The organism is Leifsonia stereocauli (genome assembly GCF_038432415.1).
Taxonomy (GTDB): Bacteria; Actinomycetota; Actinomycetes; order Actinomycetales; family Microbacteriaceae; genus Orlajensenia; species Orlajensenia stereocauli.
The window spans coordinates 1,785,568-1,810,193 of record NZ_JBCAUN010000001.1; the positions used below are offsets into that span (position 1 = coordinate 1,785,568).

The window sequence follows — 24,626 nt, forward strand, 5'->3', positions numbered from 1 at the left end:
GCCATGACGACGGATGCCGCAGCCCACGTTCTCGACCAGGCCCGCGCCTGGCTCGCACAGGACCCCGACGCCGAGACCCGGGCCGAGCTTCGCACCCTGATCGACGAGGCGGAAGCCGGGTCGACGGATGCCGTCACCGAGCTCCATGCCCGCTTCGACGTGCGGCTCGCCTTCGGCACTGCCGGCCTCCGCGGCGAGATCGCCGCCGGTTCGAACCGCATGAACCGCGTACTGGTGTCGCAGGCCGCCGCCGGCCTCGCCCGCTTCCTGGTGAACCACGCGACCATCGGAGAGGCGCCGAGCGTCGTCATCGGCTACGACGGCCGCAGGAACTCGCAGGTGTTCGCCACCGACACCGCCGAGATCATGGCCGGTGCCGGCATCCGGGCCATCCTGCTGCCCCGCCTGCTGCCCACGCCCGTGCTGGCCTACGCCGTGCGCCACCTCCACGCCGACGCCGGCGTCATGGTCACGGCCTCGCACAACCCGCCGAACGACAACGGCTACAAGGTCTACCTCGGCGGCCGCGACAGGGGCTCGCAGATCGTCTCGCCCGCCGATGTCGAGATCGCCGAGGAGATCCTCCTGGTCGCTGCCGGCTCGAGTGTGCTCGAGTTGCCCCGCGCCGGGTTCGAGACCGCGGACGAGTCCGTCATCGACGCCTATGTCGACGCCACAGCGGCGATCGCCCCAGCGCCCCGTGCCCAGGTGAACGTCGTCTACACGGCCATGCACGGTGTCGGCTGGGAGACCTTCGCCCGCGCTGTCTCGGCCGCCGGATTCGACGAGCCGCATGTCGTGCGTGCGCAGATCGAACCAGACGCCGCCTTCCCGACGGTCGCATTCCCCAACCCCGAGGAGCCGGGCGCCATGGACCTGGCGACAGACGAGGCCCGAGCACAGCAGGCGGAGCTCGTGATCGCCAACGATCCCGACGCCGACCGTCTCGCCATCGCGATCCCGGATGCCGCAGCCGACGGCGGGTACCGGCGTCTCTCCGGCAACGAGGTCGGGCTGCTGCTCGGCTGGTGGGCCGCTGAACGCAATGCTGCCGGCCGTGCGCCCGGCGACGGCACCCTCGCCTGCTCGATCGTCTCCTCCCCCGGACTCGCCGCCATCGCCCGCCACTACGGCCTGCACTTCTCGAACACGCTCACCGGCTTCAAGTGGATCTCCCGTGCACCCGGCCTCGTGTTCGGCTTCGAGGAGGCACTCGGCTACCTCGTGAACCCCGACGACGTGCGCGACAAGGACGGCATCTCGGCAGCGGTCGCGTTCCTGTCGCTCGCGAGCGAGCTGAAGGCCGATGGTCGCACCGTCGCCGACCACCTCGCGGCATTCACCGAGACCTTCGGCGCCTTCGCCTCGTCGCAGATCTCCATCCGCGTGACGGATCTCGCGCGCATCGCCAGCACCATGCAGCGACTCCGCGACCAACCGCCATCGCAGATCGGCGGCATCCGTGTCGACCGGATCGAAGACCTGGCCGACGGCTTCGGCGGCCTGCCGCCGAGCGACGTGCTGCGCATCCAGTTGACGGACGGCTCGCGCATCATGGTGCGCCCGAGCGGCACCGAGCCGAAGCTCAAGGTCTACATCGACTCCTCGAGCGACGAGGGCGGCGTGGCCGAGCGCACGGCCACGGCCGCGGCATCGGTCGCCGCCCTCGATGCCGGCATGCGGGAGCTGGTCGGCTAGAGGGCGGCAGCTACCCGACCGCGATCTCGAGCTTCGTCGTGATCTCGTCGAGATCGAAGTAGTTGTCGATCACCACGATGTCGGCGTTGGTCGCGCCGATGTGCTTGACGAGCTCGGGTGAGGTGAGGATCACCTGGGCATCGGATGCGGCGACTCCGACGCTGGCGACGTCGGTCGCCGAGACCTGTGCCTCGACTCCAATCCGTTCGAGCGCACGTTCGGCATTGAGCTTGAGGATGGCGGAGGTGCCGATTCCGGCACCGCAGATGGCGACGATCTTCATGGTGTGTACCCCAGCAGTCTCCGGACGGTCTCGTCGTCGCCGGCGGCGGCCAGCGCGGGGATGACCGCGCCGTCGTTGAAGACGTTCGCCAGCGTCGCGACGGCCCCGACGTGCTCGTCCGTGGTGGTCACCGCGAGCCCGATGATGACGCTCACGGGGTCGTTGTGCGGGTGCCCGAAGCGCACGGGCTCGGCGAGGGTGACGACGGCCAGACCATCGGTCATCACGTCGCTGCCCGGTCGGGCATGGGCGAGGGCGAAGCCCGGCGCGATGACGACGTAGGCGCCGAACTCCTCGATGACGCCGATCATGCGCTCGGTGTAGGCATCCGTCGTCGCCCCGGAGTCACGGAGCGCAGCGCCGCAGATGCGCACGGCGTCCTGCCAGTCCGTCGCGGCGGCACCGAGCCTGATGGCACTCTCTTGCAGTGGGGGCAGCACGGTGGGGCCTTCTGTCGTTCGGGGACTGCGGAGGTCGCGGGTCAGGCCGCGTCGAATCCCGCACTGATCTGCTCGATGAGCTCGTCGCGGTCCTCGAGGGGGAGGAACGCGGCGGAGGCGGCATTGAGCTGGAAGACCTCGAAGTCGTCGAGGTCGTAGGAGAATGCATCCGCCAGCAGCGCGAGTTCGCGGCTGATGGTGGTGCTGCTCATGAGGCGGTTGTCGGTGTTGACGGTCACCCGGAAGTCGAGCTGGTAGAGCAGGTCGAACGGGTGGTCGACGAGCTCGTCGCCCCAGACCGCGATGGCGCCGGTCTGCAGGTTGGAGGACGGCGACAGCTCGAGGGCGATCTCACGGTCGCGCACCCACTGGGCGACGGGGCCGAGGGTCACGTAGGTGTTGTCGTCGTCCTCGCGCTCGATCGAGATGTCCTCGGCGAGACGCACGCCGTGGCCGAGGCGCAGCGCTCGTCCGTCGAAGAGCGCCCCGCGGATGCTGTCGATGCCGTCGGCTTCGCCGGCGTGCACGGTGACGGGCAGGAACTCCTTGGCGAGGTAATCGAAGGCGCTGAGGTGGTTGCGGGCCGGGAAGCCCAGCTCCGCCCCGGCGATGTCGAACCCGGCGACTCCGCGGTCGCGGTGGCGCACGGCCAGCTCGGCGATCTCGAGGCCGCGGTTCGCGTGGCGCATGGCCGTGACGAGCTGTCCGATGCGGATGCCGTTGCCCGTGCCCGAGGCCACGTCGTCGATGCCTGCCTCGATGCCGGCCTGCACGGCTTCGACGGCCTGATCGAGGGTGAGGCCGCGAGCGAGGTGCTGCTCGGGAGCCCAGCGGATCTCGCCGTAGATGACGCCGTCGGCAGCCAGGTCCTGCACGAACTCGCGAGCGACCCTCTCGAGGCCCTCAGTGGTCTGCATGACGGCAGTCGTGACGTCGAATGTCTTGAGGTACTCCACGAGGGACCCGGAGTCGGCCTGGTCGGCGAACCAGGTCGCCAGCGCCGCGGAATCGGTCTCGGGCACGTCGAGGCCGATGGCATCGGCCAGTTCGATGATCGTCTGAGGGCGCAGTCCGCCGTCGAGGTGGTCGTGCAGGGAGACCTTGGGCAGCGAGTTGATGCTCGTGCCACCGCCAGGCAACAGGTAGTCCGTCGGAATCGTGTTCACGTCCTCAAATCTACCGGTGCGACCGGGCAGCCGTGGGCGCTGATTTGTTGCGCGTCGGCCGGGTCCGCTTCGACAGCGCGCTGCGCGGGCCTCAGCGAGCGGGAGAGCGCCTCAGCGCCCGATGCGCTCGGCGATCAGCGGGCCGCCGTCCTGCACGGCCTCACCGACGTCGCCGATGCGCCAGGCGCCCTCGACGGCCTCGAGGGCACGGGCGAAGCGCTCGGGCTCGTCGGCCGACAGCGTGAAGAGCGGCTGGCCGGCGGTCACGACGTCGCCGGGCTTGGCGTGCAGGTCGATTCCGGCGGCGTGCTGCACGGGGTCCTGCTTGCGGGCGCGTCCGGCGCCCAGACGCCAGGCGCCGATGCCGAACGGCAGCGCCTGCTGCTCGACGAGCACGCCGTCGCGGTCGGCGACGACGGTGTGGGTCTCTCTGGCGACGGGCAGGGCGGCATCCGGATCCCCACCCTGCGCACGGATCACGTCGCGCCACTTGTCCATGGCCCTGCCGTCGTGCAGCGCGGCCTCGACGTCGACGTCGGTCTGGCCGACGAGGGCGAGCATCTCCCTGGCCAGGGCCACTGTCAGCTCGACGATGTCGGCCGGCCCGCCGCCGGCGAGCACCTCGACGCTCTCGCGTACCTCGTTGGCGTTGCCGATGGCGAGGCCGAGCGGCACGTTCATGTTGGTCAGCAGGGCGGATGTCGCCACTCCGGCATCCTCCCCCAGCTCCACCATGGTGCGGGCGAGCTCCCGAGAGCGCTCGATGTCCTTGAGGAACGCACCTGAGCCGAACTTCACGTCGAGCACGAGCGCTCCGGTGCCCTCGGCGATCTTCTTCGACATGATCGACGATGCGATGAGCGGGATGGCCTCGACGGTGCCGGTGATGTCGCGTAGCGCGTAGAGCTTGCCGTCGGCAGGGGCGAGGCCGCTGCCGGCAGCGGAGATGACGCCGCCGTGGTCGCGCAGCTGGATGAACATCTCCTCGTTGGTGAGGTTGGCGCGCCAGCCCGGGATCGACTCGAGCTTGTCGAGGGTTCCGCCGGTGTGCCCGAGGCCGCGCCCGGAGAGCTGCGGCACGGCGACACCGAACACGGCGACGAGGGGCATGAGCGGCAGGGTGATCTTGTCGCCGACGCCGCCGGTGGAGTGCTTGTCCGTCGTCGGCATCGGAAGGGCGTCGAAGCTCATCCGCTCGCCGCTGGCGATCATGGCCATGGTCATGTCGCGGATCTCGGTGCGGCTCATGCCGTTGAGGAAGATGGCCATGGTCATGGCCGACATCTGCTCGTCGGCGACGTAGCCGCGGGTGTACGCGTCGATCAGCCAGTCGATCTGAGCTGTCGACAGCGTTCCGTGGTCGCGCTTGGTGCGGATGAGGTCGACGACGTCGAAGGCTTCAACGGCCATGGGGTCCTTCTTTCAGTTGCGTGGAATCGCTGCTGCACACCCTGCCGTGATGCTCGGCATCAGGTCGGTCGTCGGCGTGCGGCTCCCGTCGGAGGGGCTCTCAGCCCCGGTACTCGGCGAGCTGGCGCGGGCCGAAGGCATCCGGCAGCACCTCGTCGATGGTGCGGATGCCCGAGACGGTCTCGAGCAGCATGCCCTCGGTGGAGTGCTCGTAGAGCAGCTGGCGGCAGCGGCCGCATGGCATGAGGGTGTCGCCGTTGCCGTCGACGCAGGCGAAGGCGACGAGCCTGCCGCCGCCCGACATGAACAGGCCGGAGACCAGGGTGCACTCGGCGCACAGCGTGACACCGTATGAGGCGTTCTCCACGTTGCAGCCCGACACGATGCGGCCGTCGTCGACGAGGGCGGCGGCGCCGACGGGGAACTCCGAGTAGGGCACGTAGGCCTTGCCCATGGCCTCGATCGCGGCGGTGCGCAGGGCTGCCCAGTCGATCTCGGGAACGGATGCTGTTGGCTCGGTCATGATTTCACGTATGGCTTTCCTGATGCCGCCGGCGGTCTCACTTTTCCGACGAGGCCGGCCACGGCGAAGATCGTGACGACGTACGGAAGCATGAGCATGAACTCGCTCGGAACCGGCGATCCGATCACGCTGAGGGTGTTCTGCAGGTTCGACGCGAAGCCGAACAGCAGGGCGGCGAGTGTGGCCTTGATGGGGTCCCACTGGCCGAAGATCACGGCGGCGAGGGCGATGTAGCCGGCTCCGGCCGTCATCTCCTTGTTGAAGGCGATGCCGGTTCCGATGGTGAAGAACGTTCCGCCGAGGCCGGCGATGGCACCGGCCAGCGCGACGTTCCAGAACCGGGTCTTGTTGACCTTGATGCCGACGGTGTCTGCGGCCTGGGGGTGCTCGCCCACGGCGCGGAGGCGGAGGCCCCACTTGGTGTGGAACAGCCCGACGTACACGGCCGCGACGGCCACGTACATGATGTAGACGATGATCGTCTGCTTGAACAGCACCGGTCCGATGATCGGGATGTCGCCGAGCAGCGGGATCGGCAGGCGCTCGAAGCGCGGCGGGGCGTTCAGCACGGCGGCGTTCGGCACCAGCACCTGCGAGTAGAAGAAGCTGGTGAGGCCGACGACGAGCACGTTGAGCACGACACCGACGATGACCTGGTCGACGAGGTACCTGATCGCGAACACGGCGAGCACCATGGCCACCAGCACACCGGCGACCATCGCTGCGATGACTCCCAGCCAGAGGTTACCGGTGACCGACGCCACGACAGCGGCAGTGAAGGCTCCGGCGAGGAGCTGGCTCTCGATGGCGATGTTGACGACGCCGACGCGCTCACCGATGACACCGGCCAGGGAGCCGTAGATGAGGGGAACCGCGAGGCTGAGCGAGCCGAACAGCAGCCCGATCATCGGCAGCGATGAACCGGTGGCGGCCCAGGTGAGGAAGCCGAACATGAACAGCACGGCGAAGATCACGATGAGCCAGAGCGGGACCCTTCTCTGCGCGCGCACCATGGCGGCACTCACGATGGTCACCACGGCGAGGAGGATGGCGACGACCCACACGGTGGGAGCCGATGGCACGACGACCTCGGGGAGCTGGATGGCATCCGCCGGGCTCGACAGCCTGAACGTGGTGTCACCGGGACGGGCGCCGAAGATGGCCAGCGCGAACATGGCCAGGGTGAAGACGAGGAACGCGACCGGCGCCTTCCAGCTGGTGATGACTGTCTTGGCGAGCACGACGACCGGAGCCGGCATCGGTGCTGGTGCGGTGTTCTCGGTGGTGGTGCTCACTTCGCCGCCACCTCCTTCGTGACGTTGGGAACTGTTCGTTTCTGTCGCGAACCGGGCGACGGCAGGCGGAAGATCGCACGCACCAGCGGCGGTGCCGCGATGAAGAGCACGATGAGCGACTGCACGACGAGCACGATCTCGACGGGGACGCCCTCCGCCGCCTGCATCGAGAATCCACCGGCCTTGAATGCGCCGAACAGGATGCCGGCGACGAAGATGCCCCACGGGGTCGAGCGGCCGAGCAGGGCCACGGTGATCGCGTCGAAGCCGATGCCGGCGTCGATGCCCGAGCTGAAGCCCGTCGTGACCGTGCCGAGCACCTGGGCGACCCCCGCGAGACCGACGAGCGCACCGGAGATGAGCATCGCGTAGACGTACATCGACTTCACGTTGATGCCGGCGACGCGGGCGGCGTTCGGGTTCTCACCGACGGCCTTGAACTGGAAGCCGAGGTTGGAGCGGTTGAGGATCCACCAGACGATGATCGTCGCGACGATCGCGAGGAGGAAGCCGAAATGCAGGTTGTACTGCGGTCCGAGGATCTTGATGAAGACGGCCGTCTCCTTGATCGCCGGGGTCTTCGGGTTGCTCGAGCCCGGAGCCTGCAGCAGGCCGGGGGTGCGCAGCATCCACGACACCAGGTAGTAGGCGATGTAGTTGAGCATGATCGTCACGATCACCTCGTGGGCTCCGGTGCGTGCCTTCAGGAGACCCGCGATACCGGCCCACAGGGCGCCGCCGAGCATGCCGGCGAGAACCGCGACGATCATGTGGATGCCCCACGGCAGGTCCCAGCCGAAGCCGACCCAGCCGGCGACGGATGCCGCGATGAGCATCTGGCCACGCCCGCCGATGTTGAACATGCCGACCCGGAACGCGAGACCGACGCCGAGGCCGGCTGCGATCAGCGGCGTGGCGAAGGTGAGCGTCTCGGTGAGCGGCTTGATGCCGGCCTCGAATCCGGGCCGGCGGAAGTTGTAGATCGACCCCTGGAACAGCGCGGAGTACGCTCCGGACACCGACTGCCAGACGGCCACGACGGTGTCACCGGGACGGGCGAAGAAGTAGACGGCCGTCTTCTGCACGTTCTCGTCGGTGAAGGCGATCATGATGGCGCCCACGAGCAGGGCGAGCAGCACGGCGAGCACCGAGATGATGGCGTTGCCCGTGGCGATCTCGCGCAGCGCCACGGTCCAGCGCGACGGCGGCTCGATGGCCTCGGTGGTGGCCCTGTCGGGGGCGACGGATGCCGGAGCCGGCGCGGCGGGCTTCTGAGGGTTCTCGTCGCTCATGCGGCGACTCCTTCTGAGGTCGGGGCCTCTCCGGCCATCATGAGGCCGAGGACATCGCGGGGTGTGTTGCCCGGCACGATGCCGACGATGCGGCCGCGGTACATGACCATGATGCGATCGGCGAGGGCTGCGACCTCGTCGAGCTCGGTCGACACGACGATCACGGGAACACCGGAGTCGCGCGTCTCGACGATGCGCTTGTGGATGAACTCGATCGATCCGACGTCGACGCCACGCGTCGGCTGGGCTGCGACGAAGAGCGTGAGGTCACGACTCAGCTCACGGGCGAGCACGACCTTCTGCTGGTTGCCACCGGAGAGACGGCCCACCTTGGTCTCGATGCTCGGCGTGCGCACATCGAACTCGGCGACCTTCTCCCTGGCGAAATCGGCGCGATAACCGAGCTGCAACGTCGCGGCCCTGACGAAGGGCTTACCCGTCGACCTGTCGAGCATGAGGTTCTCGGCGATGGTGAACTCACCGACCAGGCCGTCCTCGTTGCGGTCCTCGGGAACGAACCCGACACCGGCGTCGAGGATCTTCCTGACGCTCGCACCCGTCAGCTCTCGACCGTCGAGGCTGATGCGGCCGGTGACGCGCGGCTGCAGCCCGACGAGAGCCTCCGTGAGCTCGGTCTGGCCGTTGCCCTGCACGCCGGCGATGGCGAGGATCTCGCCGCGGCGAACCGAGAAGCTCACGTCGTTCACGACCAGCTGGCCGATGTGGTCGACGACGGTGAGGTTCTCGACGACGAGGGCCTCCTCGCCGAGGGTGGGCTCCTCCTTGTGCACCGTCAGCTCGACGGCGCGGCCGACCATGAGCGAGGCGAGCTCGGCGTTCGTCGCCGTGGGCTGGGCCTCGCCGACGACCTTGCCGAGCCGCATGACCGTGATGCGGTCGGCGACCTCGCGCACCTCGCGCAGCTTGTGGGTGATGAAGACGATGGCGGTTCCGGCGTCGCGGAGCTGCCGCATGATCTGCATCAGCTCATCGGTCTCCTGCGGGGTGAGCACGGCCGTCGGCTCGTCGAAGACGAGCACGCGGGCGTCGCGGGAGAGCGCCTTGATGATCTCGACGCGCTGCTGCACACCGACGGGGAGCTCATCGACGAGGGCATCGGGATCGACGTCGAACCCGAAGCGCTCGGAGATCTCCTTCACCTTGGCGCGTGCGGCGGGAAGGTCGAGCAGGCCGCCGGCGCGGGTCTGCTCGTGCCCGAGCATGACGTTCTCAGCCACCGTGAAGACCGGGATGAGCATGAAGTGCTGGTGCACCATGCCGATTCCGGCCGCCATGGCGTCGCCTGGACCCGCGAAGTGCTGCACGGCGTCGTCGAGGAGGATCTCGCCGCCGTCGGCCTGATACAGGCCGTAGAGCACGTTCATGAGGGTGGACTTGCCTGCACCGTTCTCACCGAGGAGACAGTGGATCTCCCCGGGTTCGACGGTGAGATCGATGTGGTCATTGGCGACCAGGGCACCGAATGTCTTCGTGATGCCGCGAAGTTCGAGCTTCATGCTCCCGATCCTAGTTATTCACGTGATTCCGCGCCCCTGCGTGCGCAAAGGTGGGCAGACCTTCGGGGCGGATGCTCAGATGTTGCAGATGCTGCGCAGAAGCGCGGCATGCAGAAGGGGAGGTCGGCTCTCGCCGGCCTCCCCTTCCGTCGGAGACTGTCTTAGCCTGCGAGGTAGGACTTGACGGGGATCGAGCCGTCGATGATGCCGGCCTTGATCGTGTCGAGCTCACCCTGGAGGGTCGGTGCGACCTTGTCCTCGAAGGAGTGGAACGGCGCGATGCCGACGCCCTCGTTCTCGAGTGTTCCGACGAACGGGGTCGGGTCGAACTCGCCGTTGCCGGCCGCGAGGACGGCGTCGTACGTTCCGACGTCGATGCCCTTGAGGATCGAGGTCAGCATGAGGTCGGCCACGTCGGGCGCGGTGACGGTGAAGTCTGCGTCGACACCGATCATGGCGATGTCACGACCGGCGTCCTTGATGGCGGCCGCAGCGCTCTGGTAGATCGGTCCACCGACGGGCAGGAGCACGTCGACGTTCTGGTCGATGAGGCCCTGAGCCGTCTGGCGAGCGGTGTCGTTGGCCTCGAAGCCACCGGTGAAGAGGCCGTCGGTGCCGTCCCAGCCGAGAACCTTGACTGCGGTTCCCTTCTCGGTGTTGTGGTACTCGACGCCCTGCTTGAAGCCGTCCATGAAGATGGAGACTGTCGGGAAGTTCATTCCACCGAAGGTGCCGACGACGCCGGTCTTCGAGTAGTCGGCTGCTGCATAGCCGGCGAGGAATGCCGCCTGGGCGGTGTCGAACAGGATCGGCTTGATGTTGTCGGCGTCTGCCTTGCCGTCGAAGTCGGCGTCAGCCGCGTCGTCGATGATCGTGTAGTCGACCTCGGGGTTGGCCGTGGCCGACTCGATGGTGGCAGCCGAGAGCGCGAAGCCGACCGTGACGATGACGTTGCAGCCCTGGTCGACGAGGTTCGTCAGGTTGGGAGCGAAGTCGGTCTCAGCGTCGGACTGCACCTTGATCGGCTCGACGCCGAGCTCCTTGGCTGCCTTCTCGAGACCCTCGGATCCGAGCTGGTTGAACGACTTGTCGTCGAATCCACCGGAGTCGGAGACCATGCAGGGCACGAAGTCGGATGCTGCTGCGCCACCAGACGACTCTCCGCCTTCTTCGGGCGCCGAGGCGCAGCCGGCCAGCAGGAGCGCTGCGCTGAGCGCGGCAAGTCCGCCGATGGCGGCCTTGCGGGTAGTGATCGTCAAGATGACCTCCAAGATTGCAGGCCCACAGGGATGGATGGGCCGGGATGTGCAATCACGTTACCGAATATTTCCTTGCTCAAAAGAGCAAAAGGGGTGCGCGCGCGAATGGTTATGAATCTGCGACCCGGGGCGCATCCGACGAAACGAACTCGCAACAAAACTGCGTGAAGACGGGGCTCCGGCGTACTATTCCGGCGTGCTCGGCGACGTGACGACGACGGACCCGTCGACGATCTTCGCCTTCAGCGCGTCGAGCTCATCCGACAGTTCCTGCGGAACCGAGGAGGCGAGGTCGTGGAAGGGGGCGAGGCCCACTCCCCCGTTCTCGAGGGTGCCGATGAACGGGGCGGGGTCGAAGGTGCCCGCTGCGTCATCGGTGACGATCTGCGCCACGGCGTCCTCGGTGTTCTTCAGGACGCTGGTCAGGAGCACGGGGTGGTACTTCGCCGGCAGGGTGTCGAAGCCGTCGTTGTCCACCCAGATGACCGAGACGCCGGGGTTCTCCAGCGCGGCGGCTGCCGACCCCTCTCCGACCTGGCCGGCGACGGGCAGGATCACGTCTGCACCCTGGTCGATGAGGCTCTCGGTGAGGGTCTTGCCCTTGTTGATGTCCTCGAAGTCGCCGGTGAAGGTGCCGTCCTGCTTGACCTTGTCCCAGCCGAGCGCGACCACCTGCGTGCCGTGAGCGGCATTGTAGGCAGCGACGCCGTCGACGAAACCGTCCATGAACAGGGTCACCGGCGGCTGGTTGCCGCCGCCGAATGTCGCGACCTTGCCCGTCTTCGAGACGCCGGCTGCGAGGTACCCGGCGAGGTAGCTGGCCTGGGCGGTGTCGAAGATGACCGGCTTCACGTTGGGTGCGTCGACGACCTCGTCGACGATGGAGAAGTGCACGTCGGGGTTCGCGGCGGCTGCCGAGGTCGTGGCATCCGCCAGCTCGTAGCCGACGGTGAGCACGAACTGGCAGCCCGAGTCGACGGCCTGCTGCACGTTCGGCGCGAGGTCGGTCTCCCCGGTCGAGACCAGGGCCTGCACCTCGATGCCGGCATCCTTCTCCGCCTTCTGCAGGCCCGCCCAGCTGGACTGGTTGAACGACCGGTCCTCGAGGCCGCCGGAGTTCGTCACCATCCGAGCGCAGTAGTCACCGGCGGCATCGCTCGATGCGCCGTTCGAGCTCGGGGCATCTGCGCAGCCGACGAGGGCTGCGACTGAGATGACGGCGACGACGGATGCTGTGAGCAGTCGGTTTCCCATGATGGGGATCCTCTCGGGGCTGTGGGGGAACGGATCGCGTCAGAGCACGTCGCCACGGCCGGAGAGCCGGAGCGCGTCGACGACGGACTTGACCTTCTGGGCGTTCGCGCTCGTGGTGACGAGGAGGGCGTCGGGGGTGTCGACCACCACGATGTCCTCGACGCCGATGAGGGCGATTGTGCGGCCGCCCTGGCTCACGACGATGCCGCTCGACGAATCGGCGAGCACCCTGGCGTCCGCGCCGAGGATGGCGAGGTCGCGCTTGCGACCACCGGAGTGGATCTTGGCGATCGAGGCGAAGTCGCCGACGTCGTCCCAGTCGAACTGGGCGGGCACCACGGCGAGCCGCCCGGCGGCTGCTGCCGGCTCGGCCACGGAGTAGTCGATGGCGATCTTCTCGAGCTTCGGCCAGATGCGATCGACGGCCGGCCCGCGAGTGGCCGGATCGTCCCAGGCGGCTGCCAGCTCGATGAGTCCGGCGTGCAGCTCCGGCTTGTTGCGGGCGATCTCCTCGAGCAGGCGATCGGCCCGCGCGATGAACATGCCCGCGTTCCAGAGGTGCTTGCCGCCGGCGACGTAGCGCTGGGCCGTCTCCAGGTCGGGCTTCTCCACGAAGGAGTCGACGATGCTCGCCGACGGTGCTCCGGCGACCTCGAGGGATCCCCCGGTATGGATGTAGCCGAATCCGATGGCCGGCTCGGTGGGACGGATGCCGATGGTCGCGATGTAGCCAGCGTCAGCCAGGGCCGCAGCCTCCTGGACGGCGTGCCGGAACAGAACCGTGCCCTTGATGACGTGGTCGGCCGCGAACGACCCGATGATGACGTCGGGTTCTCGCAACGCCAGGATCGCAGCGGCCAGGCCGATCGCCGCCGACGAGTCGCGGGGCTCGCTCTCGAGCACGACGTTGTGGTCGGCCAGCTCCGGCAGCTGGGCCTCGACCGCTGCGCGGTGGGCACGGCCGGTGACCACCATGATGCGCTCGGTGCCCGAGATGGGAGCGAGCCTGTCCCAGGTGTCGCGGAGCAGCGTCTGCCCGGACCCGGTGAGGTCGTGGAGGAACTTGGGCGCATCGGCGCGGGAGAGGGGCCAGAGCCGGGAACCGATGCCGCCGGCCGGGATGACGCTGTAGAAGCGCTCGATAGCAGTCATGCAGCACAGACTATCTGCCGCCTCGGTGCGGCCGCGGGTGGGCATCCGTCGCGGTCCCGGAAGCGGTCTCTCGACGTCGAGATACTTAGGTTCCCCTTACGGGAACTGGGCGAAATGAAGGGAATAGACTTGGGCTCACGCTCGTCGAGCGGTTCCGGCCGGTGGTTCTCTCGGCCGTCAGACACAGCCAGGGAGGGTTGTTCATGCCTCAGGTCACGGCAGGAACCCTGACAGCAGACACCAAGCGCGCATCCCGTCCGGGAGGAACCCTCTACAGGGGCCGCGAGGGCATGTGGTCATGGGTTCTGCATCGCATCACCGGCGTCGCCATCTTCTTCTTCCTGCTGGTGCATGTCCTCGACACCGCACTCATCCGCGTCAGCCCCGAGGCGTACAACGCCGTCATCAGCACCTACCAGACGCCCATCATGGGCCTCGGCGAGGTGGCCCTGGTCGGCGCGATCGTCTTCCACGCGTTCAACGGCATCCGCATCATCCTGATCGACTTCTGGTCGAAGGGCGTGCGGTACCAGAAGGTCATGTTCTACGTCGTGATCGGACTGTGGGTCGTCACGATGCTGGGCTTCACTCCCCGCCACCTGATGAACGTCTTCGGACACTAGGAGGGACTGACGTGACCGCCATCGACAATGCCCCGGCCATCGAGCCACCTCGCTCCCCCTCCCGTCCCGCCCGCAAGCGCGGCGTGAACTGGGAGAAGTGGGGCTGGATCTACATGCGCGTCTCCGGCGTGCTCCTGCTCGTGCTCATCTTCGGACACCTCTTCGTCAACCTCATGGTGGGCGACGGAGTGCACGCCATCGACTTCGGCTTCGTCGGCGGGAAGTACGCCTCCCCGTTCTGGCAGGTCTGGGACGTGCTGATGCTCTGGCTCGCCCTCATCCACGGCGGCAACGGCATGCGCACGATCGTGAACGACTACGCCACGCTCCCGACGACCCGCCGCATCCTGAAGGGCGCCATCTTCGTCGCCGTCGCAGCACTCATCCTGCTCGGAACCCTCGTGGTCTTCACCTTCGAGCCGTGCCCGGCCGGATCCCCTGCCGACCTGCTGCCCTCCTTCTGCCCGGTCGGATAAACGAAATAGATATGAGTACGGCACCTGTGAATCCTGAATCCGAGTCCACCGTCGTCGACGGCGTGCACTACCACCAGTTCGACATCGTGATCGTGGGAGCCGGCGGTGCCGGCATGCGCGCCGCCATCGAGGCCGGCCCCGGCGCGAAGACCGCCGTCATCTCGAAGCTCTACCCGACCCGCTCCCACACGGGTGCAGCTCAGGGTGGCATGGCTGCAGCCCTCGCGAACGTCGAGGAGGACAGCTGGGAGTGGCACACCTTCGACACCATCAAGGGCGGCGACTACCTCGTCGACCAGGATGCAGCGGAGATCCTCGCGAAGGAGGCCATCGACGCTGTCATCGACCTCGAGAACATGGGCCTGCCGTTCAACCGCACCCCAGAGGGGAAGATCGACCAGCGTCGCTTCGGTGGCCACACCCGCGACCACGGCAAGGCCCCGGTGCGTCGCGCCTGCTACGCCGCCGACCGCACCGGCCACATGATCCTGCAGACGCTGTTCCAGAACTGCGTGCGCCTCGGCATCAACTTCTTCAACGAGTACTACGTGCTCGACCTCGTGATGACGAACGTCGACGGCGTCGACCAGCCGTCGGGCGTCGTCGCCATCGACCTCTCTTCGGGCGAGCTGCACGTCTTCCAGGCCAAGGCGATCATCTTCGCCACGGGCGGCTTCGGCAAGATCTACAAGACCACCTCGAACGCACACACCCTCACGGGCGACGGCGTCGGCATCATCTGGCGCAAGGGCCTGCCGCTGGAGGACATGGAGTTCTTCCAGTTCCACCCCACCGGCCTTGCCGGGCTGGGCATCCTGCTCACCGAGGGTGCCCGCGGTGAGGGCGCCATCCTCCGTAACGCCAGCGGCGAGCGTTTCATGGAGCGCTACGCCCCCACCATCAAGGACCTCGCCCCGCGCGACATCGTCGCCCGCTGCATGGTGCAGGAGGTGGCGGAGGGCCGTGGAGCCGGGCCCAACAAGGACTACGTCTACCTGGACTGCACCCACCTCGGCGCCGAGGTGCTCGAGACCAAGCTGCCCGACATCACCGAGTTCGCCCGTACGTACCTGGGCGTCGATCCCGTGACGGAGCCGGTGCCGGTCATGCCGACGGCGCACTACGCCATGGGCGGCATCCCGACCAACGTGTCGGCCGAGGTGCTGCGCGACAACGACACCGTCGTCCCCGGCCTCTACGCCGCCGGCGAGTGCGCCTGCGTGTCGGTGCACGGCTCGAACCGTCTGGGCACCAACTCGCTGCTCGACATCAACGTCTTCGGCAAGCGCGCGGGCAACAACGCCGTCGCCTATGTGCAGAACGTCGACTTCACGCCTCTGCCCGCCGACCCGGCCAGGGCCGTGCGCGAGCTGCTCGATCACATCAAGGGTTCCACCGGCACCGAGCGCGTCGCCGTGCTCCGCAAGGAGCTGCAGGACCACATGGACCGGAACGCCCAGGTGTTCCGCACCGATGAGTCCCTCGCCGAGGTCACCGAGACCATCCACACCCTGCGCGAGCGCTACAAGAACGTCGCCGTGCAGGACAAGGGCAAGCGGTTCAACACCGACCTGCTCGAGGCCGTCGAGCTGGGCTTCCTGCTCGATCTCGCCGAGGTCGTCGTCTATTCGGCCCGCAACCGCAAGGAGAGCCGCGGCGGCCACATGCGCGACGACTTCCCGAAGCGCGACGACGAGAACTACATGAAGCACACCATGGCCTACCTGTCGGGCGACGCGGATTCCGCCGACGCGGCAGATCACATCCGACTCGACTGGAAACCCGTCGTCATGACCCGTTACCAGCCCATGGAGAGGAAGTACTGACGGTGACCACCGCCACCATCGCCGCAGACCGCCCCGGCAACGCCGACCCGTCGGTCATCCCGTTCACCGTCACCTTCATCATCCGACGGTTCGACCCGGACACCGACACCGAGCCGCGCTGGCAGGACTTCGACGTCGAGATGTACGCGACCGACCGTGTGCTCGACGCACTGCACAAGATCAAATGGGAGCAGGACGGATCACTGACCTTCCGTCGCTCGTGCGCCCACGGCATCTGCGGCTCGGATGCCATGCGCATCAACGGACGCAACCGTCTGGCCTGCAAGACCCTGATCAAGGACCTCGACATCTCGAAGCCCATCTACGTGGAGGCCATCAAGGGCCTGCCGCTGGAGAAGGACCTCATCGTCGACATGGACCCCTTCTTCGCTTCCTTCCGCGAAGTGCAGCCGTTCCTCATCCCCGGTTCGAAGCCCGAGCCCGGCAAGGAGCGCGTGCAGTCCGTCGCCGAGCGCGCCCGCTTCGACGACACCACGAAGTGCATCCTGTGCGCAGCATGCACGTCGAGCTGCCCCGTGTTCTGGACCGACGGCCAGTACTTCGGCCCCGCAGCCATCGTCAACGCCCACCGATTCATCTTCGACTCGCGCGATGACGCCTCGCAGGTGCGCCTCGACATCCTCAACGACAAGGAGGGCGTGTGGCGCTGCCGCACGACCTTCAACTGCACCGACGCCTGCCCCCGCGGCATCCAGGTGACCCAGGCGATCGCCGAGGTCAAGCAGGCCCTCATGCGAGGACACGCGTAGGTTCGGTCGAACGCTGCCAGGGAAGGGCTCGGATCTCGCGATCCGGGCCCTTCCCTCATGTTCGGGGACATCGTCCGGATTCAGCATCCGATCGACACCGACCTCCTCCCCTACGCTGGCAGGGTGAGCTCTCGAGTGACGGCACCGGCCGAGACACCGGCGGAGGATCCGCTCGACCCTCCGACCCGCGGCGAGCGCATGAGCGCCGAGATGCGCGAGCGCGTCGAGTCGCTCGGCGAGCGCTTCGAGGAGCCGATCCAGACCGTCACCACGATCACGCAGAAGACCATGGCGCTGTTCCCCGTGCGGGTCTGGCGCTGGTTCCTGTTCCGGAACGGCTTCCTGCTCTCGGCGGGCATGAGCTACCAGGCGATCTTCGCGGTGTTCGCGGCCGTCTACGTCGTCTTCGCGGCCACCGGCATCTGGCTCGGCGGTGATCCGGCCACCCTCGACGCCCTCATCAACCTGATCAACACCTACGTGCCCGGACTCATCGCCGAGGGGGGAGCGATCACGCCGGACCAGCTGACGGCCATCGCCGACTCGTCGACGAGCCTGTTCGGGTGGACCGGTGCCGTCGCCCTCGCGGGATTCATCTGGACCGCGATCGGGTGGATCACGTACTCGCGAACGGCCGTACGCAGCCTGTTCGGCCTGCCGAAGGACATGCGCTCGTACGTGCTCCTGAAGGCGCGCGACCTGCTGGCCGCCCTCGCCTTCGGTGCCATGCTCCTCGTCGGTTCCCTGCTGTCAGTGGCGAGCACGGCAGCCGCCACCTGGGTCTTCACGCTGCTCGGCTTGGACATGGCGAACTGGCTGGTGCAGGCCTCCATCGGAGGCGCCGGCTTCCTCGTCGTCCTGGTGATCAACACGGCCGTCCTCCTCGCGATGTTCCGGTTCCTGTCCGGCGCCAGCGTCAAATGGAGCCGCCTGTGGAGCGGATCCGTGCTCGGCGGTGTCGCGATGTACGTGCTGCAGATCGGAGCCGGCTACCTCGTCGGCAGCGCCACGAGCAATCCGTTGTTCGCGACGTTCACAGTCTTCATCGGACTCCTCCTGTGGTTCCGGCTGACGGCGATCGTGACGCTGGTCGCCGCATCCTGGATCTACGTCGCCGCCAGTGATCGCAGTGAGTCGCTGCGCAGGGTCACCCCGGCGCAACTGGAGGCCGAGCGGCGGCAGGCGGAGCGCGAGGCGCTCATCCTCGCGACCCAGGTCGAGCTGCGGGAGGCCCGAGAGGAGGCCGCACGGGTCGGGTGGGTCCGCCGCGCCACCCTCCGACGCCGGATCGCGCGGCTGCAGGCTGAGCTCGACGACCTGCAGGCCGCGTCGACGACGGAGGATTCCGTGGGCCGTCCTCCGACGACTCCTGCCGCCTCTCCGACCCTGCGCTGACGGCCGCTGCACGCCCGACGACGTCGGATGCCTCCCATAGGATCGAAGGCATGGCAACACCCCTGCGCATCGCATCCGTCAACGTCAACGGCATCCGTGCCGCCTACCGCAACGGCATGGGTGCGTGGCTCGATGCGCGCGGCGTGGACATCCTCGCTCTGCAGGAGGTGCGCGCCGAGACCGAGCACGTCACCGACCTGCTCGGCGACGAGTGGAGCGTGCTCCACGACGCCGCGACGGCCAAGGGCCGCGCCGGCGTCGCCCTCGCGAGCCGGGGAGCGGCCACCATCCACCGCGTCGAGCTCGGAGCCCCTGATTTCGACAGCGCCGGCCGGTGGCTCGAAGCCGACTTCGAGGTGGGCGGGCGCGTCGTCACGGTGGTGAGCGCCTACGTGCACTCCGGCGAGGCCGGCACCCCCAAGCAGGTCGAGAAGTACAAGTTCCTCGACGCCATGCAGGCGCGCCTGCCCGAGCTGGCCGCGCACAACGAGCTGAGCGTGGTCATGGGCGACCTCAACGTCGGGCACCGCACTCTCGACATCAAGAACTGGAAGGGCAACGTGAAGCGCGCAGGCTTCCTGCCCGAGGAGCGCGCCTACTTCGACAGGATCCTCGGAGCCGAGGGCGATGCAGACTACAACGCCGGAGCCGGACTCGGATGGGTCGACCTCGGCCGCCGCGCCGCGGGCGAGATCGACGGCCCGTACACCTGGTGGTCCGCCAGGGGCCAGGCGTTCGACAACGACACCGGCTGGCGCATCGACTACCAGCTGGCGACGCCGGCACTCGCGGCATCCGTCACCTCGTACACGGTCGACCGCGCCGCCAGCTACGCCGAGCGATGGTCGGATCACGCCCCCGTCGTCGTCGACTACTCGATCTGAACCCCTCCTCTCTCTTCACACCCGAAGGTCTCCACACATGAATGACGCCCGTCCCCTTCTGTTCTCCGGAATGCAGCCGTCGAGCGACTCGCTGCACCTGGGCAACTACATCGGCGCCCTGCTCAACTGGGTCGCCATGCAGCGCGATTTCGACGCCTACTACTGCGTCGTCGACCTGCACTCGATCACCGTCGCGCAGGACCCGAAGGAGCTGCGCGCAAACACCCGCCAGACGGCCGCGCAGTACATCGCCGCAGGCATCGATCCGTCGCAGTGCACCCTGTTCATCCAGTCGCAGGTGCCGGCGCACGCCGAGCTCGCGTGGGTGCTGGGCAGCATCACCGGCTTCGGCGAGGCCGGGCGCATGACCCAGTTCAAGGACAAGTCGGCCAAGCAGGGTTCAGACGCGACCAGCGTCGGCCTGTTCACGTACCCCGTGCTGATGGCGGCCGACATCCTGCTGTACGGCACGGAGCAGGTGCCCGTCGGAGAGGACCAGCGCCAGCACCTCGAGCTGACCCGCACCCTCGCGCAGCGGTTCAACAGCCGCTTCGGCGACACCTTCGTCGTTCCCGAGGCGCACATCCCGAAGGAGTCGGCCAAGATCTACGACCTGGCCAACCCCACGGCGAAGATGAGCAAGTCGGCGGCCAGCCCAGCCGGACTCGTCAACATCATGGACGACCCCAAGGTGACCGCGAAGAAGATCAAGAGCGCCGTGACGGATGCCGACCGCGAGGTGCGCTTCGATCCCGAGAACAAGGCGGGCATCTCGAACCTCCTCTCCATCTACTCCTCGCTCAGCGGTCGCACGATCACCGCACTGGAGCAGGAGTACGACGGTCGCGGCTACGGAGACCTCAAGAAGGATCTCGCCGAGGTGGTCGTCGACACCCTCTCCCCCGTGCGCACCCGCACGCTGGAGCTCCTGGAGGACCCGGCCGAGCTCGACAGGCTGCTCGCCGTCGGCGCCGACAAGGCGACGGCCACGGCCGAGAAGACCCTGGCCACGGTCTACGACCGCATCGGCTTCATCAGGCGCCGCTGATGGAGCCCGTCGTCCTCCGCACCGAGCGGCTGGTGCTCGACCAGCCGACGGAGGCCGATGCCCGGAGCATCGTCGACTACTGCCGGGATCCGCTGTTCGAGCGCTGGTTGACGACGCCATGGCCGTACGAGCCGCGGCACGCCGAGGGCTTCGTCGCGACGCTCGTGCCTCTCGGCTGGACGACGGGCACCGAGGCGACCTGGGCCGTGCGCACTCGTGACGACGGACCACTGATCGGCGTCATCAGCTACCGCACGCTGCGGGGCGACGTCGGGTTCTGGCTCGGAGCGGATCAGCGCGGGAACGGCTACATGCGCGAGGCCCTGGCGGCCGTCGTGCAGTGGGTGTTCGTGAGCGGTGACGTGCCGCAGACCGACGCGGTCACGTGGGAGGCCATGGCGGGCAACAGGGACTCCGCCGCCGTCGCGCGCGCCGTGGGCTTCGCCTTCACCGGCACGGCACCGTCGTCACACCCCGTGCGCGACGGCTCGCACGTGCCGAGCTGGCACGGTGTGCTGTTGCGCTCGCACGACGCACGACAGGCGCGGGCCAGCTGGCCGGAGGAGACCCGCCTGTGAGTGGCATCCCCGCCGCCGTGCTGTTCGACCTCGACGACACGCTGTTCGCGCATCGGGGCGCCGTGGCCCGCGCGATCGTGGTGCAGATGGATGCCGTGGGGTTCTCGTCGCCCGACCGCGCGGGTGACGTCGCCCTGTGGCACGACCTCGAGGAACGGCACTACCACTCCTACCTGGCCGGCACTCTCGACTTCCAGGGCCAGCGTCGAGCACGAGCACGTGACTTCGCCGAAGCTCACGGCGTCGTGCTCGCCGAGGCGGCTGCCGGCGCCTGGTTCGACGACTACTTCGAGCATTACCGTGCCGCGTGGATGCTGCACGACGACGCGCTCGATGCCCTGGCCTCGCTCAGGTCCGCCCGCAGCGATATCCGGATCGGCGTGATCACGAACGGCGACCCCGTCTTCCAGCAGTCCAAGCTCGACACGGTCGGCCTCACTGGCCTCGTCGACGCCATCGTCGCCTCGGGCTCCCTCGGCATCACCAAGCCCGACCCGCGCATCTTCGAGTACGCCTGCGCTCAGCTCGGGGTCGAGACCGGCGATGCCGTGTACGTCGGCGACAGGCTCCGCACCGACGCCATCGGGGCGGCGGCCGCCGGTATGACGGGTGTATGGCTGAATCGCTCCGGAGTCGTTCCCGAAGCGACGGATGCCGCAGAGGCGCGCGAGCTCGGGGTGCTTGAGATCAGTGGCCTCGACGAGCTGGTGGGGGCGCTGGGAGCTCTCTGAGGCGCGGTGATGTGGAGTCCCGCTCGTTGAGGACCGAGCGAAGCGACCGTCCGAAACGCGGAGCGAAGCGACCGTCCGAAACGCCGGGCGAAGCGACCGTCGGAAGCGCGGCCGCTCCGCTCATGTCCTCTCAGGCGTGAGCGATCCGGCGCTCTTCGATGGTGACGCCGTGCACGTCGTGCAGTTCTGCACGCGCATGCTCGATCTCGCCGACCCGACGGGCAGCGGACCAGTCGAGGGCATCACCGACCACATCGGCGACCTCGGCGAGCACGTCCGCGGTCACGGCTCCGACGAAGGCCAGGCTGGTGCGGCGCTTCAGCACGTCGATGAGGTGCACCACCTGCTCCTCGCGGGCCAACGCGGCGAGCTCTCCGACGCTGTACGTCGGGGCCGAGGCGAGCGGCACATCGGTGCCGTTCTTCGCGAGGTCGGCGATGAGCGACTCGGCGCGAGTGCCGTAGCGCTCGAGCAGTTCGGCGGCGCGGGTGCGGCCGAGGACTTCGCCGTGGCTGGCGAGCCACACCGTGCGAGCCGCATCCGTCGTCGGGTACCCGCGGCCACCTCCGATGGCGAGGCCCTCCGTGCTCGTCGTGCGAGCGCGACCGAGCTTGGCGAGCACCTCGTCGCCCAGGTGTTCGGCGAGGGCGCGGAAGGTCGTCCACTTGCCTCCGACGAGGCTGAGCAACGGGATCGCTCCGCCACTGCCGGGCACAGCGGCCTCCTCGATGCGGTAGTCGCGGGAGACGAAGCCGGGCTGGGTCTCGTCGTGCCGAGGAAGCGGGCGCACTCCGGCGAACCTGTAGACGATGTGCGAGCGGTTCACCGTGATGCCGGGGAAGACGTGCGAGATCAGGTCGAAGAAGTAGTCGACTTCCTCCTCGGTGGTGCGGATCGGCTTCCGCATGTCGTGCTCGAGGTCGGTCGTGCCCACGAGCACGCGCCCCTTGAGCGGGTAGATGAGCACGATGCGGCCGTCCTCGTGCTCGAAGAAGATCTCGCGTCCGTCCGTCGCCGCGAGCAGCTCGGGGTGGTCGAGCACGATGTGCGAACCCTTGGTGCCGCCCATGAATCGGGTGGCGCCGCCCAGTGCCTCGTTGGTGAGGTCTGTCCACGGCCCCGACGCGTTGACGACGACGGATGCGGTGAAGCTGAACTCCTCGCCGGTCACGCTGTCGCGCAGGGTGACCCCATCGCCGTCAGCACCGGCAGCCTCGACGTAGTTGGCGGCGCGGGCGTGAGGGCCCGCGGCCAGGCCGTCGTTGAGTACGTCGAGTGCCAGGCGCTCCGGATCGTGCATCGAGGCGTCGTAGTACGTGGCCGTGTACTTGATGCCGGGATTCAGCGCCGGGAGCTCGGCGAGGGAGCGTTTGCGGCCGTGGAACTCGTGGCGGGGAACGCTTCCTCCGTCACGCGAGAAGGAGTCGTAGGCGGTCAGGCCCACCTTGATGAGGGCGGCACCCCGCTCGGTCGGCTTGCCGGCCTTGTGCGTCAGGAAGCGGAGCGGTGCCGAGAGGATGCCGCTGAAGGTGGAGAAGATCGGCACAGTGGTCTTGAGCGGACGCACGTAATGCGGGGCGATCCTGACGAGGGCGTTGCGCTCCTCGACCGACTCGCGCACGAGTCGGAACTCGCCGTTCTCCAGGTACCGGATTCCGCCGTGGATCATGTGGGACGACGCGGCCGAGGCGCCGGAGACGAAGTCGTCACGGTCGATGATGACGACGTCGACGCCCTGCAGGGCGAGGTCGCGGAACGTCGCGATGCCGTTGATGCCGGCCCCGATCACGAGCACGTCGGCGTGAGGCCGCGCACGCAGGGCCTCGACGGCCGGGCGGAGCGAGTCGGCTCCGGAGGAGGAAGTGGAAGTCGTCGACGACGTCGCCATGGTGCATCCCTTTGTTTCGCTGGTCGGCACGCATTCGTCCCGACACGTCAAGTCTCAGCGTGGTCGCACCTTGTTGCAAGTGAACTGCACATACGTGCAAGATGAACGGATGGCGACAGATCACCCCGACCTCACGACCCGGACGCGCGACGCACTCCGGGCTTCGCAGCTCTACTACCTGCAGGACCTCACGATGGAGGCCATCGCCCACGAACTCGGCACCTCGCGCTCCTCGGTCTCCAGGCTGCTCAGCCATGCCCGCGAGACCGGCCTGGTCGACATCAGGGTGCGGTCGCCCCGGGAGATGCCGAACATCATCGAACGCCAGATCCTCGAGAGCTTCGGCGTGACGGCGCACGTCGTGCCGGTACCCGATCACACCAGCGACGTCGATCGCCTCGAGCGCGTCGCCCTCTCCGCTGCACGGATGCTCGGTGAGTACGTGGACTCGAACTCCACTCTCGGCGTGGCCTGGGGCGCCACCGTCAGTGCGGTCTCCCGGCATCTCATCCCCCGGGCCGTGCACGACACCCAGATCGTGCAGCTGAACGGGGCGGGCAACCTCACCAGTACCGGCATCGTCTACGCGAGCGAGATCCTGCGGAGGTTCGGCGAGGCCTACAACGCCCAGGTGCAGCAGTTTCCCGTGCCGGCCTTCTTCGATGATCCCCTCACCAAGCAGGCGCTGTGGCGCGAGCGCAGCATGCAGCGGGTGCTGGCCCTGCAGGAGCACCTCGACGTCGCGCTCTTCGGAGTCGGCTCTCCGTTCGCCGAGGTTCCGAGCCACGTGTACTCGAGCAACTTCCTCGACCCCAACGACGTCGTGAGCCTGCAGGAGCAGAACGTGGTCGGAGACGTCGCGACGGTCTTCTACCGCATCGACGGCTCGACCGACGGGATCAGCCTCAACGACAGGGGAAGTGGCCCGGCCTTCGAGGTGCTCAGGCGAACTCCTCGGCGCATCTGCGTCGTCTCGGGGGCCGCCCGTCTGGCGAGCATCCGCGGCGCCATCGCCGCAGGACTCATCACGGACCTGTACGTCGACGAGGGCACGGCGCGACTCCTGGTCGCGTCGCACGACGACACGGGAATAGGACGCGCGTCTGTGCGTTGATCTA

General features: G+C 67.9%; 23 protein-coding genes. 11 read left to right on the top strand and 12 right to left on the bottom strand.

The features are described 5' to 3' along the window. Positions 1-3 precede the first annotated feature (3 nt). Positions 4-1,698, top strand: coding sequence for a phospho-sugar mutase (locus tag AADV74_RS08565; RefSeq protein ID WP_342113121.1), 1,695 nt, complete (start codon positions 4-6; stop codon positions 1,696-1,698). 10 nt (positions 1,699-1,708) lie between these two features. Here AADV74_RS08565 and AADV74_RS08570 read toward each other — a convergent pair whose 3' ends face one another. The 11 genes from AADV74_RS08570 to AADV74_RS08620 all read right to left on the bottom strand — a co-directional run bounded on the left by AADV74_RS08570 (position 1,709) and on the right by AADV74_RS08620 (position 13,289). Further along, on the bottom strand, positions 1,709-1,981 hold the full coding sequence (locus AADV74_RS08570) for a PTS sugar transporter subunit IIB (RefSeq protein WP_342113029.1): 273 nt from the start codon (positions 1,979-1,981) through the stop codon (positions 1,709-1,711). After that, positions 1,978-2,421, bottom strand: coding sequence for a PTS sugar transporter subunit IIA (locus AADV74_RS08575; RefSeq protein WP_342113030.1), 444 nt, complete (start codon positions 2,419-2,421; stop codon positions 1,978-1,980). Before AADV74_RS08575 ends, AADV74_RS08570 begins: the two co-directional genes overlap by 4 nt. Before the next feature lie 41 nt (positions 2,422-2,462). Continuing rightward, positions 2,463-3,578, bottom strand: a complete 1,116-nt coding sequence (locus AADV74_RS08580) for an adenosine deaminase (RefSeq protein ID WP_342113122.1) — start codon at positions 3,576-3,578, stop codon at positions 2,463-2,465. A 120-nt stretch (positions 3,579-3,698) separates the two neighbouring features. After that, positions 3,699-4,997: a thymidine phosphorylase gene (locus AADV74_RS08585; protein WP_342113031.1), complete on the bottom strand. Its 1,299-nt coding sequence runs from the start codon at positions 4,995-4,997 to the stop codon at positions 3,699-3,701. A 100-nt stretch (positions 4,998-5,097) separates the two neighbouring features. After that, positions 5,098-5,520, bottom strand: a complete 423-nt coding sequence (locus AADV74_RS08590; RefSeq protein ID WP_342113032.1) for a cytidine deaminase — start codon at positions 5,518-5,520, stop codon at positions 5,098-5,100. Further along, a complete protein-coding gene (locus tag AADV74_RS08595) occupies positions 5,517-6,779 on the bottom strand; it encodes an ABC transporter permease (protein ID WP_342113123.1) in 1,263 nt (420 codons plus the stop codon). Before AADV74_RS08595 ends, AADV74_RS08590 begins: the two co-directional genes overlap by 4 nt. Positions 6,780-6,811: 32 nt before the next feature. Further along, positions 6,812-8,107: an ABC transporter permease gene (locus AADV74_RS08600; RefSeq protein ID WP_342113033.1), complete on the bottom strand. Its 1,296-nt coding sequence runs from the start codon at positions 8,105-8,107 to the stop codon at positions 6,812-6,814. Beyond that, on the bottom strand, positions 8,104-9,624 hold the full coding sequence (locus AADV74_RS08605; protein ID WP_342113034.1) for an ABC transporter ATP-binding protein: 1,521 nt from the start codon (positions 9,622-9,624) through the stop codon (positions 8,104-8,106). Before AADV74_RS08605 ends, AADV74_RS08600 begins: the two co-directional genes overlap by 4 nt. Before the next feature lie 161 nt (positions 9,625-9,785). Beyond that, entirely contained in the window at positions 9,786-10,883 is a 1,098-nt protein-coding gene (locus tag AADV74_RS08610; RefSeq protein WP_135121578.1) for a BMP family lipoprotein, read from the bottom strand. A gap of 186 nt (positions 10,884-11,069) precedes the next feature. Beyond that, complete coding sequence (locus AADV74_RS08615; RefSeq protein ID WP_342113035.1) at positions 11,070-12,137, bottom strand: BMP family lipoprotein; 1,068 nt, start codon at positions 12,135-12,137, stop codon at positions 11,070-11,072. 39 nt (positions 12,138-12,176) lie between these two features. Beyond that, positions 12,177-13,289, bottom strand: a complete 1,113-nt coding sequence (locus AADV74_RS08620) for a mannose-1-phosphate guanylyltransferase (protein WP_342113036.1) — start codon at positions 13,287-13,289, stop codon at positions 12,177-12,179. A 203-nt stretch (positions 13,290-13,492) separates the two neighbouring features. Here AADV74_RS08620 and sdhC point away from each other — a divergent pair, with 203 nt between their 5' ends. The 9 genes from sdhC (at position 13,493) to AADV74_RS08665 (ending at position 21,620) form a co-directional block, all read left to right on the top strand. Next, on the top strand, positions 13,493-13,912 hold the full coding sequence (sdhC, locus tag AADV74_RS08625; protein ID WP_342113037.1) for a succinate dehydrogenase, cytochrome b556 subunit: 420 nt from the start codon (positions 13,493-13,495) through the stop codon (positions 13,910-13,912). A gap of 11 nt (positions 13,913-13,923) precedes the next feature. After that, positions 13,924-14,388, top strand: a complete 465-nt coding sequence (locus AADV74_RS08630; protein ID WP_056164712.1) for a succinate dehydrogenase hydrophobic membrane anchor subunit — start codon at positions 13,924-13,926, stop codon at positions 14,386-14,388. Positions 14,389-14,399: 11 nt separating this feature from the next. Then, positions 14,400-16,214 carry a succinate dehydrogenase flavoprotein subunit gene (gene sdhA, locus AADV74_RS08635; protein WP_342113038.1) on the top strand — a complete coding sequence of 605 codons (1,815 nt, stop codon included), beginning with the start codon at positions 14,400-14,402 and terminating at the stop codon, positions 16,212-16,214. Between the two features lie 2 nt (positions 16,215-16,216). Continuing rightward, positions 16,217-16,984, top strand: coding sequence for a succinate dehydrogenase iron-sulfur subunit (locus AADV74_RS08640; protein ID WP_055902843.1), 768 nt, complete (start codon positions 16,217-16,219; stop codon positions 16,982-16,984). A gap of 123 nt (positions 16,985-17,107) precedes the next feature. Further along, positions 17,108-18,379: a YihY/virulence factor BrkB family protein gene (locus AADV74_RS08645; protein WP_342113039.1), complete on the top strand. Its 1,272-nt coding sequence runs from the start codon at positions 17,108-17,110 to the stop codon at positions 18,377-18,379. 50 nt (positions 18,380-18,429) lie between these two features. Further along, the gene (locus tag AADV74_RS08650; RefSeq protein WP_342113040.1) at positions 18,430-19,263 is read left to right on the top strand and encodes an exodeoxyribonuclease III; all 834 of its coding nucleotides are present in this window, start codon (positions 18,430-18,432) and stop codon (positions 19,261-19,263) included. 37 nt (positions 19,264-19,300) lie between these two features. Beyond that, positions 19,301-20,311 carry a tryptophan--tRNA ligase gene (gene trpS, locus AADV74_RS08655; RefSeq protein ID WP_342113041.1) on the top strand — a complete coding sequence of 337 codons (1,011 nt, stop codon included), beginning with the start codon at positions 19,301-19,303 and terminating at the stop codon, positions 20,309-20,311. After that, on the top strand, positions 20,311-20,889 hold the full coding sequence (locus tag AADV74_RS08660; RefSeq protein WP_342113042.1) for a GNAT family N-acetyltransferase: 579 nt from the start codon (positions 20,311-20,313) through the stop codon (positions 20,887-20,889). The genes trpS and AADV74_RS08660 overlap by 1 nt, the downstream gene beginning before the upstream one ends. Then, positions 20,886-21,620, top strand: a complete 735-nt coding sequence (locus AADV74_RS08665) for an HAD family hydrolase (protein ID WP_342113043.1) — start codon at positions 20,886-20,888, stop codon at positions 21,618-21,620. Before AADV74_RS08660 ends, AADV74_RS08665 begins: the two co-directional genes overlap by 4 nt. A gap of 130 nt (positions 21,621-21,750) precedes the next feature. Here AADV74_RS08665 and AADV74_RS08670 read toward each other — a convergent pair whose 3' ends face one another. Next, a complete protein-coding gene (locus tag AADV74_RS08670) occupies positions 21,751-23,508 on the bottom strand; it encodes a glycerol-3-phosphate dehydrogenase/oxidase (RefSeq protein WP_342113044.1) in 1,758 nt (585 codons plus the stop codon). Positions 23,509-23,617: 109 nt separating this feature from the next. Here AADV74_RS08670 and AADV74_RS08675 point away from each other — a divergent pair, with 109 nt between their 5' ends. After that, on the top strand, positions 23,618-24,622 hold the full coding sequence (locus AADV74_RS08675) for a sugar-binding transcriptional regulator (protein WP_342113045.1): 1,005 nt from the start codon (positions 23,618-23,620) through the stop codon (positions 24,620-24,622). Positions 24,623-24,626: the final 4 nt, after the last annotated feature.

Coding starts and splice junctions, on each gene's coding strand:
- sdhC (WP_342113037.1), top strand. CDS start 13,493: ATGCCTCAGGTCACGGCAGGAACCCTGACAGCAGACACCAAGCGCGCA.
- AADV74_RS08565 (WP_342113121.1), top strand. CDS start 4: ATGACGACGGATGCCGCAGCCCACGTTCTCGACCAGGCCCGCGCCTGG.
- AADV74_RS08590 (WP_342113032.1), bottom strand. CDS start 5,520: ATGACCGAGCCAACAGCATCCGTTCCCGAGATCGACTGGGCAGCCCTG.
- AADV74_RS08570 (WP_342113029.1), bottom strand. CDS start 1,981: ATGAAGATCGTCGCCATCTGCGGTGCCGGAATCGGCACCTCCGCCATC.
- AADV74_RS08675 (WP_342113045.1), top strand. CDS start 23,618: ATGGCGACAGATCACCCCGACCTCACGACCCGGACGCGCGACGCACTC.
- AADV74_RS08605 (WP_342113034.1), bottom strand. CDS start 9,624: ATGAAGCTCGAACTTCGCGGCATCACGAAGACATTCGGTGCCCTGGTC.
- AADV74_RS08600 (WP_342113033.1), bottom strand. CDS start 8,107: ATGAGCGACGAGAACCCTCAGAAGCCCGCCGCGCCGGCTCCGGCATCC.
- trpS (WP_342113041.1), top strand. CDS start 19,301: ATGAATGACGCCCGTCCCCTTCTGTTCTCCGGAATGCAGCCGTCGAGC.
- AADV74_RS08670 (WP_342113044.1), bottom strand. CDS start 23,508: ATGGCGACGTCGTCGACGACTTCCACTTCCTCCTCCGGAGCCGACTCG.
- AADV74_RS08620 (WP_342113036.1), bottom strand. CDS start 13,289: ATGACTGCTATCGAGCGCTTCTACAGCGTCATCCCGGCCGGCGGCATC.
- AADV74_RS08585 (WP_342113031.1), bottom strand. CDS start 4,997: ATGGCCGTTGAAGCCTTCGACGTCGTCGACCTCATCCGCACCAAGCGC.
- sdhA (WP_342113038.1), top strand. CDS start 14,400: ATGAGTACGGCACCTGTGAATCCTGAATCCGAGTCCACCGTCGTCGAC.
- AADV74_RS08660 (WP_342113042.1), top strand. CDS start 20,311: ATGGAGCCCGTCGTCCTCCGCACCGAGCGGCTGGTGCTCGACCAGCCG.
- AADV74_RS08650 (WP_342113040.1), top strand. CDS start 18,430: ATGGCAACACCCCTGCGCATCGCATCCGTCAACGTCAACGGCATCCGT.
- AADV74_RS08615 (WP_342113035.1), bottom strand. CDS start 12,137: ATGGGAAACCGACTGCTCACAGCATCCGTCGTCGCCGTCATCTCAGTC.
- AADV74_RS08595 (WP_342113123.1), bottom strand. CDS start 6,779: ATGCCGGCTCCGGTCGTCGTGCTCGCCAAGACAGTCATCACCAGCTGG.